General features: G+C 67.7%; 14 protein-coding genes. 2 read left to right on the plus strand and 12 right to left on the minus strand.

The features are described 5' to 3' along the window. Nucleotides 1–41 precede the first annotated feature (41 nt). The 11 genes from hutG to CNE_RS14515 all read right to left on the minus strand — a co-directional run bounded on the left by hutG (nt 42) and on the right by CNE_RS14515 (nt 12,276). Nucleotides 42–854 carry an N-formylglutamate deformylase gene (hutG, locus tag CNE_RS14465; RefSeq protein WP_013957849.1) on the minus strand — a complete coding sequence of 271 codons (813 nt, stop codon included), beginning with the start codon at nt 852–854 and terminating at the stop codon, nt 42–44. 33 nt (nt 855–887) lie between these two features. Then, on the minus strand, nt 888–2,294 hold the full coding sequence (locus CNE_RS14470) for a formimidoylglutamate deiminase (RefSeq protein ID WP_013957850.1): 1,407 nt from the start codon (nt 2,292–2,294) through the stop codon (nt 888–890). Then, the gene (hutI, locus tag CNE_RS14475) at nt 2,291–3,553 is read right to left on the minus strand and encodes an imidazolonepropionase (protein WP_013957851.1); all 1,263 of its coding nucleotides are present in this window, start codon (nt 3,551–3,553) and stop codon (nt 2,291–2,293) included. The genes CNE_RS14470 and hutI overlap by 4 nt, the downstream gene beginning before the upstream one ends. Continuing rightward, nucleotides 3,550–4,152, minus strand: coding sequence for a HutD/Ves family protein (locus CNE_RS14480; RefSeq protein WP_013957852.1), 603 nt, complete (start codon nt 4,150–4,152; stop codon nt 3,550–3,552). The genes hutI and CNE_RS14480 overlap by 4 nt, the downstream gene beginning before the upstream one ends. Then, nucleotides 4,149–5,849, minus strand: a complete 1,701-nt coding sequence (hutU, locus tag CNE_RS14485; RefSeq protein ID WP_013957853.1) for a urocanate hydratase — start codon at nt 5,847–5,849, stop codon at nt 4,149–4,151. Before hutU ends, CNE_RS14480 begins: the two co-directional genes overlap by 4 nt. A 51-nt stretch (nt 5,850–5,900) precedes the next feature. Continuing rightward, a complete protein-coding gene (gene hutH / locus CNE_RS14490) occupies nt 5,901–7,478 on the minus strand; it encodes a histidine ammonia-lyase (protein ID WP_013957854.1) in 1,578 nt (525 codons plus the stop codon). A 62-nt stretch (nt 7,479–7,540) separates the two neighbouring features. Next, nucleotides 7,541–8,302: a histidine utilization repressor gene (gene hutC / locus CNE_RS14495; RefSeq protein WP_013957855.1), complete on the minus strand. Its 762-nt coding sequence runs from the start codon at nt 8,300–8,302 to the stop codon at nt 7,541–7,543. A 16-nt stretch (nt 8,303–8,318) separates the two neighbouring features. Next, nucleotides 8,319–9,098, minus strand: coding sequence for an ABC transporter ATP-binding protein (locus CNE_RS14500; RefSeq protein ID WP_013957856.1), 780 nt, complete (start codon nt 9,096–9,098; stop codon nt 8,319–8,321). Further along, nucleotides 9,095–9,964 carry an ABC transporter permease gene (locus tag CNE_RS14505; protein WP_013957857.1) on the minus strand — a complete coding sequence of 290 codons (870 nt, stop codon included), beginning with the start codon at nt 9,962–9,964 and terminating at the stop codon, nt 9,095–9,097. The genes CNE_RS14500 and CNE_RS14505 overlap by 4 nt, the downstream gene beginning before the upstream one ends. Nucleotides 9,965–9,991: 27 nt before the next feature. Further along, nucleotides 9,992–10,960 carry an ABC transporter substrate-binding protein gene (locus tag CNE_RS14510; RefSeq protein ID WP_013957858.1) on the minus strand — a complete coding sequence of 323 codons (969 nt, stop codon included), beginning with the start codon at nt 10,958–10,960 and terminating at the stop codon, nt 9,992–9,994. Between the two features lie 308 nt (nt 10,961–11,268). Next, nucleotides 11,269–12,276, minus strand: a complete 1,008-nt coding sequence (locus tag CNE_RS14515) for an NAD-dependent epimerase/dehydratase family protein (RefSeq protein ID WP_013957859.1) — start codon at nt 12,274–12,276, stop codon at nt 11,269–11,271. A gap of 9 nt (nt 12,277–12,285) precedes the next feature. Here CNE_RS14515 and CNE_RS14520 point away from each other — a divergent pair, with 9 nt between their 5' ends. Next, on the plus strand, nt 12,286–13,350 hold the full coding sequence (locus tag CNE_RS14520; RefSeq protein WP_013957860.1) for a CDP-6-deoxy-delta-3,4-glucoseen reductase: 1,065 nt from the start codon (nt 12,286–12,288) through the stop codon (nt 13,348–13,350). Between the two features lie 284 nt (nt 13,351–13,634). After that, nucleotides 13,635–14,822, plus strand: coding sequence for an acetylornithine transaminase (locus CNE_RS14525; protein WP_013957861.1), 1,188 nt, complete (start codon nt 13,635–13,637; stop codon nt 14,820–14,822). A gap of 214 nt (nt 14,823–15,036) precedes the next feature. Here CNE_RS14525 and CNE_RS14530 read toward each other — a convergent pair. Further along, nucleotides 15,037–16,214 (minus strand): IS3 family transposase gene (locus CNE_RS14530; RefSeq protein WP_202947886.1). Its coding sequence is split into 2 segments (ribosomal slippage): nt 15,037–15,947 and nt 15,947–16,214, totalling 1,179 coding nucleotides; the frame shifts between segments, so codons are not numbered across the junction. Nucleotides 16,215–16,352 lie beyond the last annotated feature (138 nt).

Genomic DNA, 16,352 nt, shown 5'->3' on the forward strand with positions numbered 1-16,352 from the left:
CTTGTCGCGCCGCGCGGCAGCCGTCGTGCCGCGCCAGCGCCCTAGCGCGTTTCGACGAACTCCAGCACCGTCGCCAGCATCCCTCGCAAAGCCGGCTGCAATGCCGCCGCACGCGCCTCGTCGTAGGCGAACGGATACGTCTCGCTCATGTAGGCGACCTGCGACAGCTCGAGCTGCACCGCATGCACGCCGTCCTGCGGCTTGCCGTATTGACGCGTGATATAGCCGCCCTTGAAGCGCCCGTTGAGCACCGCGGTATGACCGGCCACCGCGCCCGCCTGCTCGAGCAACTGATCCGCAAGCGACGCGTCGCAGCTCTCGCCGTTGGCCGTGCCGAGGTTGAAGTCAGGCAGCCTGCCTTCGAAGAAGCGCGGCAGCACCGAGCGGATCGAATGCGCATCCCACAGCGCGACGGTGCCGTGCTCCGCCTTCAGGCGGGCCAGTTCCGCGGCCAGCGCCTCGTGGTACGGGCGCCAGATCGCATCGCGGCGCGCGGCGATTTCCGCATCGTCGGGGCCGTTGCCGTCGGCGTACAGCGGCGTCTTGTCGAAGGTGTCGACCGGGCACAGGCCCGTGGTGTCCTGGCCGGGATACAGGTTGGCGTTGTCGGGCGGGCGGTTCAGGTCGACCACATAGCGCGAATGCGTGGCCACCAGCACCGACGCGCCCAGCTCGCGGGCGAAGCTGTAAAGGCGTTCCAGGTGCCAGTCGGTGTCGGGCACGGTGCGCGCTTCGGCCGTCAGGCGCTGCGAGACCGAAGCCGGCAAGTGCGTGCCGACGTGCGGCATCGATACCAGCAACGGGCGCGTGCCGCGATGCAGGGTGAAGGCGGGGGTGTCGGTGGAGAAGGACATTGTCTTTGCGATGCAGTGGGCGTGCGCCCGGTTTCAGTCGGCCAGCAGGCTGGCGCGCGCCGCGATGAACAGGCGCCCCGCATCCGCCTGCAGCGGATGCGCGCCATGCTGCACGCGGCTGCGTCCGGCGGTGCGGACATCTGCTAGTGTCTCATGACCATGGCAGGCAAACACATGCGTCGCCAGCGCCTGCGGCCCATCGAGGCCCGCCAGCGTCGGATGCGCGCCATCCAGCACCACGAAATCGGCCTGCTGCCCCGGCACAAGCCCCGCCACGGCACGGCCGCTGGCACGCGTGCCACCAGCCACGGCTTCGAGATACAGCCGGTCAGCCACCTGCGCATGCGTGTCGGACGCCAGCACGTTGCGCCGCTGCAGGCCGAGCCGCTGGCCATATTCGAACAAGCGCAGCTCCTCGGCCACGCTGACGCTGGCATGGCTGTCGGAGCCGATGCCCCATGCGCCTTGCTGCGCCAGGTAGGGCGCAGCCTCGAACACGCCGTCGCCCAGGTTGGCCTCGGTGGTCGGGCAAATGCCGGCCACCGCGCCGCTGTGCGCCAGGCGCCGGCGCTCGTCCCAGTCCATATGGGTGGCGTGCACCAGGCACCAGCGCGCGTCGACCTGTACATGGTCGAACAGCCACGTCACCGGGCGCGTGCCCGACCACGCGATGCAGTCGTCGACCTCTTTCTGCTGCTCGGCGATATGGATATGGATGGGCGCCTGTGGGTCGATCGCCTGCAGTCCCGCCAGTGCATGCGCGAGGCTTTCCTCCGGCACCGCGCGCAGCGAGTGCGGTGCCAGCCCCAGCCGCGCGCCGGACTGCGCGCACGCGGAGGCCAGCCGTTCCAGCAGCCGGAGCATGGCGTCGGTGTCGTGCAGGAAGCGGCGCTGCTCGGCCAGCGGCGGCTTGCCGCCAAAGCCGGCGGTCTGGTACAGCACCGGCAGCAGCGTCATGCCGATGCCGGTGCGCTGGGCCGCGCGCAGCAGCCGCAGCGACATCTCGGCGGCATCGGCATAGGGCGTGCCGCCCGCATCGTGATGGACGTAGTGGAACTCGCACACGCTGGTGTAGCCCGCACGCAGCATCTCGATATAAAGCTGGGTGGCGATGGCCTCCAGCGTGTCGGGCGAGAGCCGCTGCGCGAAGCGGTACATCAGCGTGCGCCAGCTCCAGAACGAATCGGCACCAGCCGGATCGTCGCCCTGCGGGCGGCTGCGGAATTCCGTCAGGCCGGCGAAGCCGCGCTGGAACGCATGCGAGTGCAGGTTGGGCATGCCGGGCAGCACGGGGCCGGCCGCATGCGGCACGCCTGCGGCCGGCTGTACACCGGTCTGCACGGTGGTGAAGCGGCCCTGCTCATCCCAGGCCAGCAGCACATCGCGCACCCAGCCGGTCGGCAGCAGCGCAAACGGAGCAAAGAGTTGCGTGCCGCTCATGCCGAGGCTCCTTCGTGCGCATGCACTCGCCCTTGCCGCACCACCGTCGCGACCGGGTTGCGGCCGAACCAGTACGCCAGCTCAGCGGGCGAATCGATGCGCCACAGCGCGAAGTCGGCCACGCGCCCCGCTTCCAGCCGCCCGTGGCGATCCGATGCACCCAGCGCACGCGCGGCGTGCAGGGTCACGCCGGCAAGCGCTTCCGGCACGGTCAGGCGGAACAGGGTGCAGGCCATATTCATCATCAGCAGCAGCGAAGTGACCGGCGACGTACCCGGATTGTGATCGGTCGAGATTGCCATCGGCACGCCGTACTGGCGCAGCAGCGCGATCGGCGGCAGGTTGGTGTCACGCAGGAAATAGTAGGCGCCGGGCAGCAGCACCGCCACCGTGCCGGCCTCTGCCATGGCCGCGACGCCGGCCTCGTCGAGATGCTCGAGGTGATCGGCGGACAAGGCGCGGTGGCGAGCGGCGAGCGCGGCGCCGCCGAGGTTGCTCAGTTGCTCGGCATGCAGCTTGACGCGCAGGCCATGGCGCGCCGCCGCCTCGAACACGCGCTCGGTCTGTGCAATCGAAAAACCGATTGATTCGCAGAAGGCATCGACGGTGTCGACCAGCCCTTCCCCGGCCAGTGCCGGTAGCATGGTGTTGCAGACCAGGTCGATATAGTCGTCGGCACGGCCCGCGTATTCCGGCGGCAACGCGTGCGCGCCCAGGAAGGTCGTGTAGACCGAAATCCCGAAGTGCTCGCCAAGCCGGCGCGCCACGCGCAGCTGCTTGCGCTCGGCTTCAAGGTTCAGCCCGTAGCCCGACTTGATCTCGATGGCCGTGACGCCCTCGGCCAGCAGCGGCTGCAGGCGCGCGGCGGCCTGGGCAAACAGCGTGTCTTCATCCGCGGCACGCGTGGCGCGCACGGTCGAGACGATGCCGCCGCCGGCGCGCGCAATCTCTTCGTAGCCGGCGCCGGCCAGCCGCATCGCGAACTCGTCTGCGCGCTGGCCGCCGTAGACCAGGTGCGTATGGCAGTCGACCAGCCCGGGCGTGATCCATGCCCCATGGGAATCATGGCGCGCCGCGCCGCGATAGGCATCCGGCAGGTCCGCGGCGGCGCCCAGCCAGGCGATACGCCCATGCTCCACCACCAGCGCGGCGTCGCGGATCGCATTCGCCGGATCGGCATCGGGCAGCAGGTGGCAGTTGTGCCAGACGCCGTCCGCGCTGGGCGCGGACAAGGTTGAGGATCGAGAGGTCAGCGTCATTGACCGGGCTCCGTCTCAAGGGTGACGCACAGGCACAGGGCCGCGTCACCCACAGGTTCAAACGATGGCGTGGATGAGGGTTCGGCAGCGCCGTACAGCGCCCCTTCTCCCGCTTGCAGCAGCAGGCCGGCATCCTGCGCCTGCCATGCGCCGCTGACGGCCAGCAGGCAGACGGCATGGCCGCCGGTGCCAGGCGCAAACCCCTGCCGGAACACCTCGACGCGCGCGCGGCAGTGGCCGCGCCGCGTCATCACGTTGAAGTCGCGCGTGATGCCGTCGATCAGCGTCGCCTGCAGGCTGGTATCGCCGGAGAAGGCGAACGGCTCGCCGATATGTTCAAGGCGGTGGCTGAAGCTGGCGTCGTCCGCACGCAGCGTGACGCCGGCGCCCTCCAGCAGCACGATCTGGCGATCAATGCCGGGAAACGCCGAGAACGGCCCGTCCTGCCCGACATCGGCCACGCTCAGCCGCCACACGAAGTCATCCATGCCGGCGCCGGCCGGCCACACCGCGATCTCGCGCGTGTTGCCGCCGCCGTTCTTCCAGCGCGTGGGCGCGATGTCGGCCAGCGCGAACCGTTGAAATAGCGTCAGGCTCATGCGCCCTTCACCATCGGCAGGTTCAGGCCCTTCTCGTGCGCGCATTCGATGGCAATCTCATAGCCCGCGTCAGCATGGCGCATCACGCCGGTCGCCGGGTCGTTCCACAGCACGCGCTCGATGCGCCTGGCCGCGGCATCGGTGCCGTCGCACACGATCACCACGCCCGAATGCTGCGAGAAGCCCATGCCGACGCCGCCGCCGTGGTGCAGGCTGACCCAGGTCGCGCCGCCCGCGGTGTTCAGCAGCGCGTTGAGCAGCGGCCAGTCCGACACCGCATCCGAGCCGTCGCGCATGGCCTCGGTCTCGCGGTTGGGCGAGGCCACCGAGCCGCAATCCAGGTGATCGCGCCCGATCACCACCGGCGCCTTCAGCTCGCCCGACTTGACCATCTCGTTGAAGGCCAGGCCGGCGCGGTGGCGTTCATCCAGACCCACCCAGCAGATGCGCGCCGGCAGGCCCTGGAAGGCGATGCGGTCGTGCGCCATGTCGAGCCAGCGGTGCAGGTGCTTGTCCTCGGGGAACAGCTCCTTCATCTTGGCATCGGTCTTGTAGATATCCTCCGGATCGCCCGACAGCGCGACCCAGCGGAACGGGCCCTTGCCGCGGCAGAACAGCGGGCGGATATAGGCCGGCACGAAGCCCGGGAAATCAAAGGCGTTCTTCACACCCTCGTCGAACGCGACCTGGCGGATATTGTTGCCGTAGTCGACCGTCGGCACGCCCATCTTCTGGAAGTCGAGCATGGCCTGCACGTGCTTCACGATGGACGGACGCGCGGCGGCTTCCACCGACTTGGGATCCTGCGTACGCGCCGCTTCCCATTGGTCGACGGTCCAACCGGCCGGCAGGTAGCCGTTGACCAGGTCGTGCGCCGAGGTCTGGTCGGTGACGATGTCCGGGCGCATGCCGCCGGCCTGAGCGCGCTTGACCAGTTCCGGCAGGATCTCGGCGGCGTTGCCGAGCAGGCCGACCGAGATCGCCTGCTTGTTCTGCGTGGCCTCGGCGATCATCGCCAGCGCCTCGTCGAGCGTGGTGGCCTTCTTATCGACATAGCGCGTGCGCAGGCGGAAATCGATGCGCGACTCCTGGCACTCGATCGCCAGCACGCAGGCGCCGGCCAGCACGCCCGCCAGCGGCTGCGCGCCGCCCATGCCCCCCAGGCCCGCGGTCAGGATCCACTTGCCCGACAGGTCGCCGTTGTAGTGCTGGCGGCCGGCCTCGACAAAGGTCTCGTAGGTGCCCTGCACGATGCCCTGCGTGCCAATGTAGATCCAAGAGCCCGCCGTCATCTGGCCGTACATCATCAGGCCGGCGCGGTCCAGTTCGTTGAACTTGTCCCAGTTGGCCCAGTGCGGCACCAGGTTGGAGTTGGCGATCAGCACGCGCGGCGCATCGGCATGGGTGCGGAACACCCCCACCGGCTTGCCCGACTGCACCAGCAGCGACTCGTCCTCACCCAGGCGGCGCAGGCTGTCCAGGATGGCGTCGAAGCACTCCCAGTTGCGCGCCGCCTTGCCAATGCCGCCGTAGACCACCAGGTCCTGCGGGCGCTCGGCCACATCCGGGTCGAGGTTGTTCTGGATCATGCGGTAGGCGGCTTCGATCAGCCAGTTCTTGCAGTGCAGCTGGCTGCCGCGCGGCGCGCGGATTTCGCGCTGGCCGCGCTGGATGAATTGGTTTTCGTTGGCGTTCATGTCTTGTTCTCCTGCTGCGGGTCTGGTCTGGCAGTGTCGGCGCGGGGCGCGTTACGACAGGTTGGTCGGCAGGATCGCGCGCACGGCGTCGGGCCAGCCCGCGCCGGCATCGCCCTGCACCACCCATTGCTTCATCGCTTCGATATCCGGCGCCAGGTAGCGATCTTCTTCGACAAAGGCCACGCGCGCACGGATGCGGGCCAGTTCCTGCTCCACCAGCGGCGACGACTTCAGCGGGCGGTGGAACTCGATGCCCTGCGCCGCGGCCATGGCCTCGATGCCGACCACCACCGCGGTGTTGGCGGCCATCTCGCCCAGGCGGCGCGCACCGTAGGTGGCCATCGACACATGGTCTTCCTGGTTGGCCGAGGTCGGCAGGCTGTCGACGCTGGACGGATGCGCCAGCGCCTTGTTCTCGGAGGCCAGCGCGGCCGCGGTCACCTGCGCGATCATGAAGCCCGAGTTCAGGCCGCCGTCGCGCACCAGGAACGGCGGCAGGCCCGACAGCCCGGTGTCGAGCAGCAGCGCGAGCCGGCGTTCGGAAATCGCGCCGATCTCGGCAATCGCCAGCGCGATGATGTCGGCGGCAAAGGCCACCGGCTCGGCGTGGAAGTTGCCGCCCGAGACCACGTCGCCCTGCGCGGAGAACACCAGCGGGTTGTCCGAGGCGGCATTAGACTCGATCTGCAGGATGCGCGCGGCGTGCTGCAGGTTGTCCAGGCACGCGCCCATCACCTGCGGCTGGCAGCGGATCGAGTACGGGTCCTGCACGCGGCCGCAGGCCTTGTGCGAATCGACGATCTCGCTGCCGTCCAGCATCGCGCGCACGGCGCCGGCCACGGCGATCTGGCCGGCCTGGCCGCGCGCCTCATGGATGCGGGCGTCGAAGGGCTTGACCGAGCCCTTGATCGCTTCCAGCGACAGCGCGCCCGCCACCAGGCCGGCGGCAAAGGCATCTTCGGCGGCGAACAGGCCGGCCAGCGCCAGCGCGGTCGACACCTGGGTGCCGTTGAGCAGCGCCAGGCCTTCCTTGGGGCCAAGCTCGAAGGCCTGCAGGCCGGCGTGCGCGAGGCCCTCGGTGGCGGGCACGCGCTTGCCGTCGACCAGCACGTCGCCCACGCCGATCAGCGTGCACGACATATGCGCCAGCGGCGCCAGGTCGCCCGAGGCGCCCACCGACCCCTTGGCCGGGATGCACGGCGTCACGCCGCGGTTGGCCAGCGCCAGCAGCGCCTCGATCAGTTCCGGGCGCACGCCCGAATGGCCGCGCGCCAGGCTCACGGCCTTGATCGCCAGGATCAGGCGCACCGTGTCTTCGGCCAGGTCGGGGCCGGTGCCGACACTGTGCGACAGCACCAGGTTGCGCTGCAGCTGGGCCAGCTTGTCGTGCGGGATGCGGCTTTGCGCCAGCTTGCCAAAGCCGGTGTTGATGCCGTAGACCACGGCGTCGGCGTCGATGATGTCCTGCACCGTGGCCTGCGCGGCGCGCACGCCGGCCCAGGCCGATTCGGCCATGGCCAGGCGCACTTCGCCGCGGTAGATGCGGCGCAGGTCGGCCAGGGTGACTTGGCCCGGCTGCAGGGTCAGCAGCGGGCGGGAGGCTTGGTCGTCGTGTTGGCTGGCGCTCATTTGTATGTTCCTGTCTATACAGCTTAGAGTAAAAGTTGAACCGTGGGCCGGATCCTGTGGATTCAGCCGAAAGCGGGGTTGCCATCGGCGCGGAAGCGGCTGCCGAGGCGATAGCGGTTGCCCGGATGCAGGCAGCGCACGAAGGTCACCGGCACGCCGTTGGTCCAGGTGCGGCGCGTCAGCATCAGGCAAGGTTGCGTGGCCGGCATTTCCAGCTGCGCGGCCTGCTCCGGCGTGGCGGCAATGGCATCGACCACGTGCTCTACCTGATCGTAGGGCACATGGCGCAGCAGGTATTCGCCGGGCTGGGTCTCGCTGAAATCCTGGCTGATGAAGTCCGGCGCCACGCGCGGGTTGACGTAGCGGTCCTCCAGCTGCACCGGCACGCCGTCCTCGCGATGCACGCAGACCGAGTGGAACACCGATTCGCCGGTGCGCAGCTCCAGCGCGGCGGCCACCTCGATCGAGGCCGACACGCGCTCCACCAGGATCACGTCGCAGGCATAGTCATGCCCGCGCATGCGGATCTCGTCCTGCAGGTTGACCACGGACAGCAGCGTCGACTGCGGCTTGTGCTCCGCCACGAAGGTGCCCACGCCGGCCACCCGCACCACCCGGCCCTGCTCCTGCAGCTCGCGCAGCGCCCGGTTGACGGTCATGCGCGAGACGCCGAAGCGGTTCACCAGTTCCTGCTCCGACGGCACCCGGTCGCCCGGCTGCCACGCGCCGCTCTGGATCTGGCGGGCGATGTACTCCTTCACCTGCTGGTAGAGCGCGGTGGGAGAGGCAGAAGCGGAGGATGCGGTGCCGGCGGCGTGGTTCATGGCGTTGGTTGGATGCCTAGTGCTCGGCCGAGGCCATGGCCTCGGCGCGAATCTCCTCGGTCAGCCGCGCCTTGAGCGCGGAGAACTCCGGAGTGGTCTTGACGGTGTAATGGCGCGGATGCGGGAAATCCACCGCGATCTCGCTCTTGATCCGACCCGGCCTGGCAGAAAACACCGCCACCCGGTTGGCCATGAAAATGGCCTCGTCGATATCGTGGGTCACGAATAATACCGTCTTGCGCGACGCCTCCCATATACCCAGCAGCAACTCCTGCATCAGCACGCGGGTCTGGTTGTCGAGCGCACCGAAGGGCTCGTCGAGCAGCAGGATCTTGGGATCGTTGGCCAGCGCGCGCGCAATCGCGGTGCGCTGCTGCATGCCGCCCGACAGCTGCTTGGGGTAATGGTGCTCGAAGCCGCACAGCCCCACCCGCTGGATAAAGAAGTCGCTGCGCTCCTTCTGCTCGGCGGCGCTCATGCCGCGCTCACGCAAGCCGAAACGCACGTTCTGCTCGATCGTCAGCCACGGGAACAGCGTGTACGACTGGAACACCATGCCGCGGTCCGCGCCGGGGGCGGACACTGGCTGGCCGTCCAGCAGCACGCGGCCGCTGGTAGGCGTATCCAGCCCTGCGACGATGCGCAGCAGCGTGGACTTGCCGCAGCCCGACGGCCCGAGGATGGTGACGAAGTCATTGTCGCGGACCTCGAAGTCGACCGGCTGCAGCGCCAGGGTCTGGCCGCCGCGCGGGTTGGAGAAGGTGCGCGAGACCTGCTGGATGGACAGTGCGCTCATTGGATCGAACTCCACGGGAACAGGCGCTGGTTGGCGCGCTTGAAGACAAGGTCCGAGACCAGGCCGATGCAGCCGATCACGATGATGCCGAAGATGATCTGCCCGGTGTTGAGCAACGCCTGGCTGTCGGTGATCATGTGGCCGATGCCCGACGACGAGCCGATCAGCTCGGCCACGATCACGTAGGTCCAGGCCCAGCCCAGCACCAGCCGCAGGATCTCCGCGATCTCCGGCGCGGCGCCGGGAATCAGCACGCGCCGCACGATGCCGGCGCTGTTGGAGCCCAGCGTGTAGGCCGCCTCCACCAGGTCCTTGCGCGCGCCGCCGACGGCCACCGCCACCATCAGCACGATCTGGAAGAACGAGCCGATGAAGATCACCAGCAGCTTCTGCGTCTCGCCGATGCCGGCCCACAGGATCAGCAGCGGGATAAAGGCCGACGCGGGCAGGTAGCGGCAGAACGACACAAAGGGCTCGAAGAACGCCTCGGCCGCCTTGTAGGCGCCCATGAAAATGCCCAGCGGCACCGCCAGCACCGCAGCCAGCACGAAGCCGCCGACCACGCGCCACACGGTCATGCCGATGTCGCCGATGAAGTTGTACTCCGTGAACAGCAGCACGCCTTCCCTGGCCATCGTCATCGGATCGGCCAGGAACGTGCGCGGCACGAAGCCGCCCAGCGTCACCACGGCCCAGATGCCGAAGAACAGCACAAAGAAGGACAGGCCCAGCATCCAGCGCGTGTTGGGTGCCACCGGCACCAGCGGGGCCAGCCACGGGTGGCGCCGGCGCACCGGCGCCGCCGCTGCGGCAGGGGCCGCCGCGGCAGCGGCCGGGGCGGGTGTTCCAAGTCTGGCTTGCGTCATGACGTCACGCCTCCTGAAGACTGTCGGTTACTTGAGGAAACGCGCGTCATACAGCGCCGTCACGTCCGGCACCTGGCGGATCACGCCGATATCCAGCAGCACCGCTGCCGCTTCCTTGCTGAAGCTGGCGAGCTCGCCGGCAAAGAACTTGCGGTTGGCCTCGCGGTCCTGCCAGCGCAGGTAGGCGGAGGACTTGGCGAACTGCTCGCCGGTCTGCTTGACCGCCGCGCCCATGATGTCGTTGGCCTTGGCCGGCTCCTTCTGGATCATCTCCAGCGCCTCGAAGTAGCTGTCGACCAGCGCCTGCGCGGCCTTGGGATTCTCTTTAAGCCACTTCGGCGCGCAGCCCAGCGTATCGGTCACCATCGGGTAGTCGAGCGTGGTCGCCAGGATCTTGCCCTTGTCCGGGTTCTGGCGCACCGTCGACAGGTACGGCTCATAGGTCATGGCGCCGTCATTCTGGCCGGCCACGAAGGCCTGCGCGGCCGCCTGCGGCGACAGCGTGGTGGTCTTGACGTCCTTGAGCGTCATGCCGTTCTTCTTCAGCATCCAGGCCAGGCCGAAATACGGCGCGGTGCCCGGCGCATCGACGCCAATGGTCTTGCCCTTCAGGTCGGCGAAGCCCTTGACGTCACTACGCACGGCCAGGCCGTCGGCGCCGTAGGACTTGTCGAGCTGCACGATCTGGGTGATGGGCACGCCGTTGGCGTTCCAGGCCACATGCGTTTCCACCGTGGTGGCCGCGCACTGGATCGCACCCGAGGCCAGCGCCAGGTGGCGGTCCTTCTGCGGGATCATCTTGATGTCGACGTCCACGCCGTGCTTCTTGAAGATACCGGCCTTGTCGGCCAGCGTCAGCGGCGCGAAACCGGTCCAGCCGCTCATGCCCAGCGTGACCTGGGTGTTCTGCGCCTGGGCCGCACCAGCCCCCAATGCCGCAACCAGCACCACGGCCTGCACTGCCATCCGACCGCGAATCCTGCTGTGATTCCTCATCTGTACGCTCCTTTGGTGTGTCCGTCGACGCCAGGCCATGCGTGCGGCCGCGCTCGTTTTCGGACATTAAACAGTACCTGTATATACAAGTCAACGTAGGGCTTCCACCAAGCAACTAGGCGGATAAGCACCTTGAAAGGCGCTTTCCGGCGGGGATTTCTCAACAGGCCTCGCACCGGTCCGGTTCATGGATTGTGGTGCCGGCACCAGGCCGGGGCGGCGGAAGTGTTGTTGTATAGACAGGAGTAAAACGACGCACAGGGGCTGCAAGCCCCGTGCCAGCGTACTGGAGCGCGCCGGCCAGGCGGTCAGGCGTCGAAGAAGGAAGTGACGGTCGGATAACGCAGCCGCAGGCGCAGTTCGCGTTTCAGGCGGCGGTTGTCGAGGCGGCGCGATTCGCTCATGAAGCTCAGCAGCGTCTTGTCGATCACTTCACGCGCCTCGCCACGCGTGATCCGCGGCGGGCGCGGCAGACCGCGACGGTCGGCGACCAGGTCGAAGTAATCGGCCATGCGCAGCTCGGTGTCGTCGCTGGCATGGACCACGCGCTGCGCGCGGCCGCGGAACAGCGCCGCGACCATGGTGCGCGCCAGGTCGTCGGCGTGGATATGGCTCGTGTAGACATCGTCCTGCGGCACCAGCGCGGGCGTGCCGCGGTGCAGGCGCGCCAGCGGCAGGCGGTCTTCGGCATAAATGCCGGGGATGCGCACGATGCTGGCACGCCAGCCGGCATCGCGGCCGAAGCCGCGCACAGCCTGCTCGGCGGCCACGCGGCGGCGCGCGCGGGCGGTCTGGGGCCGAACGGCGTGGAATTCCGAGACCCGGGCCCCCTGCCGGTCGCCATACACACCCGACGTGCTGGCGTAGACAAACGCAGCGCGGGGCCTGCCCCGGTCGGGTAGAATGGCGGGCTCGCCGGGAAGCATGCCGGCCGACGTCCTGGCCTTGCGCCAGGCCGCCCGGCGCAAGGCGGCGAGCAAGGCACGCGTGCGCGGATCGCCTTCGCCCTGCCCGGGCGGCGGCGCCAGGTCCAGCACCTGCGTGGCCAGCCCGTGCAGCCGTGCCAGCGTGGCCGGCCGGTCCAGGTCCGCCACCAGCGGCACCGCGCCGGCGGCACGCAGTTCAGCGCGGCGCGCCGGCTGTGAAGTCACGGCAAAGACACGCATGCGCGACGACAGGATTCGCAGGCAGCGCGTCCCCACATCCCCGCAGCCGACGATCAACAGGCGCGGGCGGCCCAGCCGGCGCGAAGGTGCCGGCAGCCGCGGAGCTTGTGGGAGGCGCGAGGGCTGCAGCTTCGACAGAATTTGGCTCATAGACCGATTATGGCTTATCAAGTAACCGTCATGCCCAGCGGCCACAAGTTTGAAGTGGCCGCGGACGAAACCATCCTCGGCGCAGCCCTGCGCCACAGCATCGGACTGCCCTACGGCTGCAAGAACGGCGCCTGCGGCTCATGCAAGGGCCGCGTGCTCGAAGGCACCATCGTGCAGGGCGACCACGCCCCGGCGGCACTGACCGCGCAGGAGAAGACCGAGGGCCGCGCCCTGTTCTGCTGCGCCAACGCCGCCTCGGACGTCACCATCGAGTGCCGCGAAGTCCACGGCGCGGGCGACATCCCGATCAAGAAGGTGCCGTGCCGCGTGACCGCGATCGAGCGCTTGGCCGACGACGTGATCGCCATCAAGCTGCAGCTGCCGGCGACCGAGCGCATGCAGTACCTGGCCGGCCAGTACGTGGAATTCCTGCTGCGCGACGGCAAGCGCCGCAGCTATTCGATCGCCACGCCGCCGCATGAAGACGGCCCGATCGAGCTGCATATCCGCCATATGCCGGGCGGCGCCTTCACCGACTACGTGTTCGGCGCTAAGGAAGGCCAGCCGGTCATGAAGGAGCGCGACATCCTGCGCTTCGAGGGCCCGCTGGGCAGCTTCTTCCTGCGCGAGGAATCCGAGGCCCCGATCATCCTGCTGGCTTCCGGCACCGGCTTCGCGCCGATCAAGGCCATCGTCGAGCACGCTGCCTACACCGGCATCGAGCGCCCGATGACCCTGTACTGGGGCGGCCGCCGGCCCAAGGACCTGTACATGCACGCGCTGTGCGAGCAGTGGGCGCGCGAGCTGCCCAACTTCCAGTACGTGCCGGTGGTCTCCGACGCGCTGCCTGACGACAACTGGCAAGGCCGCACCGGCTTTGTCCACCAGGCCGTGATCGCCGACCATCCCGACCTGTCGGGCCACGAGGTCTATGCCTGCGGCGCCCCGGTGATGATCAATGCCGCGCGCGGCGACTTCACCCGCCAGTGCAACCTGCACGAGGACGCGTTCTTCGCCGACTCGTTCACTTCCGAGGCCGACATGCACCCGGCCGGCTCGGCCCCGGCGGCCTGAGGCGCAAGCCGCCGCCAGCCGTTCCGTCAGCGCAACAATGCCCGGGCCTGCCAAAATTCGTTTTGACACCCGGGCGCATGCGCCTTATATTTGCCCGCATGCACATGACCTTCAACCGACGCCGCAGCTTCCGTACGTCGCTCCCCACTGGGGTGCCGCGCGGCTAACCGTCGACTGCGTCTGTTCATGTCAACGAGCCACGGGCAACCCCCGTGGCTTTTTGTTTTTATCCCGGTTGTTACGCCCGTCCGTCCATCGTTTAAAGCCGACCCCTGGAGTCCGCCATGGCATTTGCTGAGTATCCCGTCCAATCCCTGATGTACATCACCAACCGGCCCGAGCTCGTGTTCACCGAGGGCAAGGGCTCCTGGCTGACGGATCACAACGGCAAGCGATACCTGGACTTCGTGCAGGGCTGGGCAGTGAACTGCCTGGGCCATTCCAACCAGGGCATGATCGACGCGCTGGTGGCCCAGTCGCACCGGCTGATCAACCCGAGCCCGGCCTTCTACAACGAGCCGATGCTCAAGCTGGCCCGGCAGCTGACCGACCACAGCTGCTTCGACAAGGTCTTCTTCGCCAACAGCGGCGCCGAGGCCAACGAAGGCGCGATCAAGCTGGCGCGCAAATGGGGCCGCAAGCACAAGGACGGCGCCTTCGAGATCATCACCATGGACCACAGCTTCCATGGCCGCACGCTCGCCACCATGAGCGCGTCGGGCAAGGCCGGCTGGGACACCATCTTCGCGCCGCAGGTGTCGGGCTTCCCCAAGGCCGACCTCAACGACCTGGCTTCGGTGGAGAAGCTGATCACCGACAAGACCGTCGGCATCATGCTCGAGCCGGTGCAGGGCGAAGGCGGCGTGCTCCCCGCCACGCGCGAGTTCATGCAGGGCCTGCGCGCACTGGCCGACAAGCACAGGCTGCTGCTGATCGTCGATGAAGTGCAGACCGGGTGCGGGCGCTGCGGCACCCTGTTCGCCTACGAGCTGGCGGGCGTGGAGCCGGACATCATGACGCTGGGCAAGGGCATCGGCGGCGGCGTGCCGCTGTCGGCGCTGCTGTGCAAGGCCGAGGCCGCCAGCTTCGAGGCCGGCGACCAGGGCGGCACCTACAACGGCAACCCGCTGATGACCGCGGTGGGCAGCGCCGTGATCGAGCAGCTGACCGCGCCGGGCTTCCTCGACGACGTCAAGGCCAAGGGCGAATACCTGCGGGAACAGCTGCTGGCGCTGTCGGCCGAGTTTGGCCTGGGCGGCGAACGCGGCGACGGCCTGCTGCGCGCGCTGATGCTGGGCAAGGACATCGGCCCGCAACTGGTGGAAGAAGCCCGCGACATGGCGCCGCAAGGCCTGCTGCTGAACGCGCCGCGCGCGAACCTGCTGCGCTTCATGCCGGCGCTGAACGTGACGCGTGAAGAGATCGACCAGATGACCGGCATGCTGCGCACGCTGCTGAAGAAGCTGGCCTGACAAAAAAGCCTCGCGGGGGCGAGGCGTGAGGGCTACTGTTGAGCACTGCGTGCCGATGCGTCGATGACGCTCGCAGCAGGCTCCCCTCTCCCGCTTGCGGGAGAGGGGTGGGGGTGAGGGCAGGCGTTTGCCAGCGCTACGAGCTTATAAAAAACCGTTGGCCCTGCTTGATGTGGTTCCTGGCTAGACCACCCCTCACTCCAACCTGTAGTGGTCAAGTTATTTCGGACAGGCAGATAGGTTCTTTTTCTATCGATTTCGCCTCGTAGGCAGCGGGCGACAGATACCCCAGGGTTGAGTGCAAGCGCACCGGATTATAGAAACCAACGATGTACTGGGTGATGTCGCGCCGTGCCTCGGCGTGGTTGGCGTATTGACGCTGCCACACGCGCTCCATCTTCAGGTTCAGGAAGAACCGTTCCGTCACCGCGTTATCCCAGCAATTGCCTTTTCGACTCATGCTGCAAACAATCTGATGGCGTGCCAGCAAGGTCTGATACTCCGCGCTCGCGTACTGACTGCCCCTATCCGAGTGCAGCACCAGTCCCGGCGCTGGCCTTCGCTGCTGCAGCGCCATGCTCAGTGCCGACATCACCAGGTCGGCCGGCATGGTCGGCGCCATCGACCAGCCCACGACCTTGCGCGAGTACAAGTCCAGCACGACCGCCAGATACAGCCAGCCTTGAGCCGTGCGGATATACGTTATGTCCGAAGTCCAGGCCCGATTCGGCTCGGCCACGTCGAATTGCCGGTCCAGCACGTTCTCTGCCACTGGCAGCGTGTGCTTGCTGTCAGTCGTCGACACGAACTTACGCTTCCAGGTCGCGCGCAAGCCCGCTTCGCGCATCAGCCTACGAATCCGGTAGCGGCCAAGGCGCACCCCTTGTTCCCGCACCGCATGCATGACACGCCGGCTGCCGTAGCTGGCGCCGCTCGCAGCGAACGCCGCTTTGACGTGGGTCTGCTCCTGCAGAGTCTTCATGCTTGGCTTGGCGCGGCGGTGCGCATAGTAGCCCGAGCGGCTCACCTGCAATACCCGGCAGGCGTTACTGACCGATACGGCCTCCTGTTGCAAGTGGGCTACCACCCGGTAGCTCACTTCAGTTCCCGCGCAAAGAAGGCCGAGGCTTTTTTTAGCAAGGCGTTATCCTCGCGCAGTTGCCGATTCTCCGCCTCCAGTTGCCGGATGCGCTGCTGTTCCGCCGTCAGCGGCTTGCCCACGCCAGGCCCGCCGGCGCACTCTGCATCGTACTGCGCCATCCAGCGCCGAACGGCCGTCTCACCAAGCTCCATCGACCGGCAAACCTCGCTGACCGATAATCCTTGGTCTCGCACCATCCGTACTACTTCCAGCTTGAAGCTGGCGTCAAATTGTCGGCGCCTTCTTGTCATCTATCTTTTTTCCTCGTCGATTCCGGATTGTCCTCCTATCGACCTGTCCGAGGAAATTAGACCACCACAATCCTCTCCCCATGAGGGGAGAGGGAGAACACCTTGCTTAGGCGGGTTCGAATGGCTTTGGAGCACCCA

Origin of the sequence: Cupriavidus necator N-1 (assembly GCF_000219215.1) — a bacterium.
In the GTDB taxonomy this organism is placed as follows: Bacteria; Pseudomonadota; Gammaproteobacteria; order Burkholderiales; family Burkholderiaceae; genus Cupriavidus; species Cupriavidus necator.

Bases quoted from the DNA above. Each gene is read 5' to 3' on its own strand.
- CNE_RS14480 (WP_013957852.1), bottom strand. From the start codon at position 4,152: ATGAGCCTGACGCTATTTCAACGGTTCGCGCTGGCCGACATCGCGCCC.
- CNE_RS14510 (WP_013957858.1), bottom strand. From the start codon at position 10,960: ATGAGGAATCACAGCAGGATTCGCGGTCGGATGGCAGTGCAGGCCGTG.
- hutH (WP_013957854.1), bottom strand. From the start codon at position 7,478: ATGAGCGCCAGCCAACACGACGACCAAGCCTCCCGCCCGCTGCTGACC.
- CNE_RS14470 (WP_013957850.1), bottom strand. From the start codon at position 2,294: ATGAGCGGCACGCAACTCTTTGCTCCGTTTGCGCTGCTGCCGACCGGC.
- CNE_RS14515 (WP_013957859.1), bottom strand. From the start codon at position 12,276: ATGAGCCAAATTCTGTCGAAGCTGCAGCCCTCGCGCCTCCCACAAGCT.
- CNE_RS14505 (WP_013957857.1), bottom strand. From the start codon at position 9,964: ATGACGCAAGCCAGACTTGGAACACCCGCCCCGGCCGCTGCCGCGGCG.
- CNE_RS14500 (WP_013957856.1), bottom strand. From the start codon at position 9,098: ATGAGCGCACTGTCCATCCAGCAGGTCTCGCGCACCTTCTCCAACCCG.
- hutG (WP_013957849.1), bottom strand. From the start codon at position 854: ATGTCCTTCTCCACCGACACCCCCGCCTTCACCCTGCATCGCGGCACG.
- hutU (WP_013957853.1), bottom strand. From the start codon at position 5,849: ATGAACGCCAACGAAAACCAATTCATCCAGCGCGGCCAGCGCGAAATC.
- hutI (WP_013957851.1), bottom strand. From the start codon at position 3,553: ATGACGCTGACCTCTCGATCCTCAACCTTGTCCGCGCCCAGCGCGGAC.
- CNE_RS14525 (WP_013957861.1), top strand. From the start codon at position 13,635: ATGGCATTTGCTGAGTATCCCGTCCAATCCCTGATGTACATCACCAAC.
- hutC (WP_013957855.1), bottom strand. From the start codon at position 8,302: ATGAACCACGCCGCCGGCACCGCATCCTCCGCTTCTGCCTCTCCCACC.
- CNE_RS14520 (WP_013957860.1), top strand. From the start codon at position 12,286: ATGGCTTATCAAGTAACCGTCATGCCCAGCGGCCACAAGTTTGAAGTG.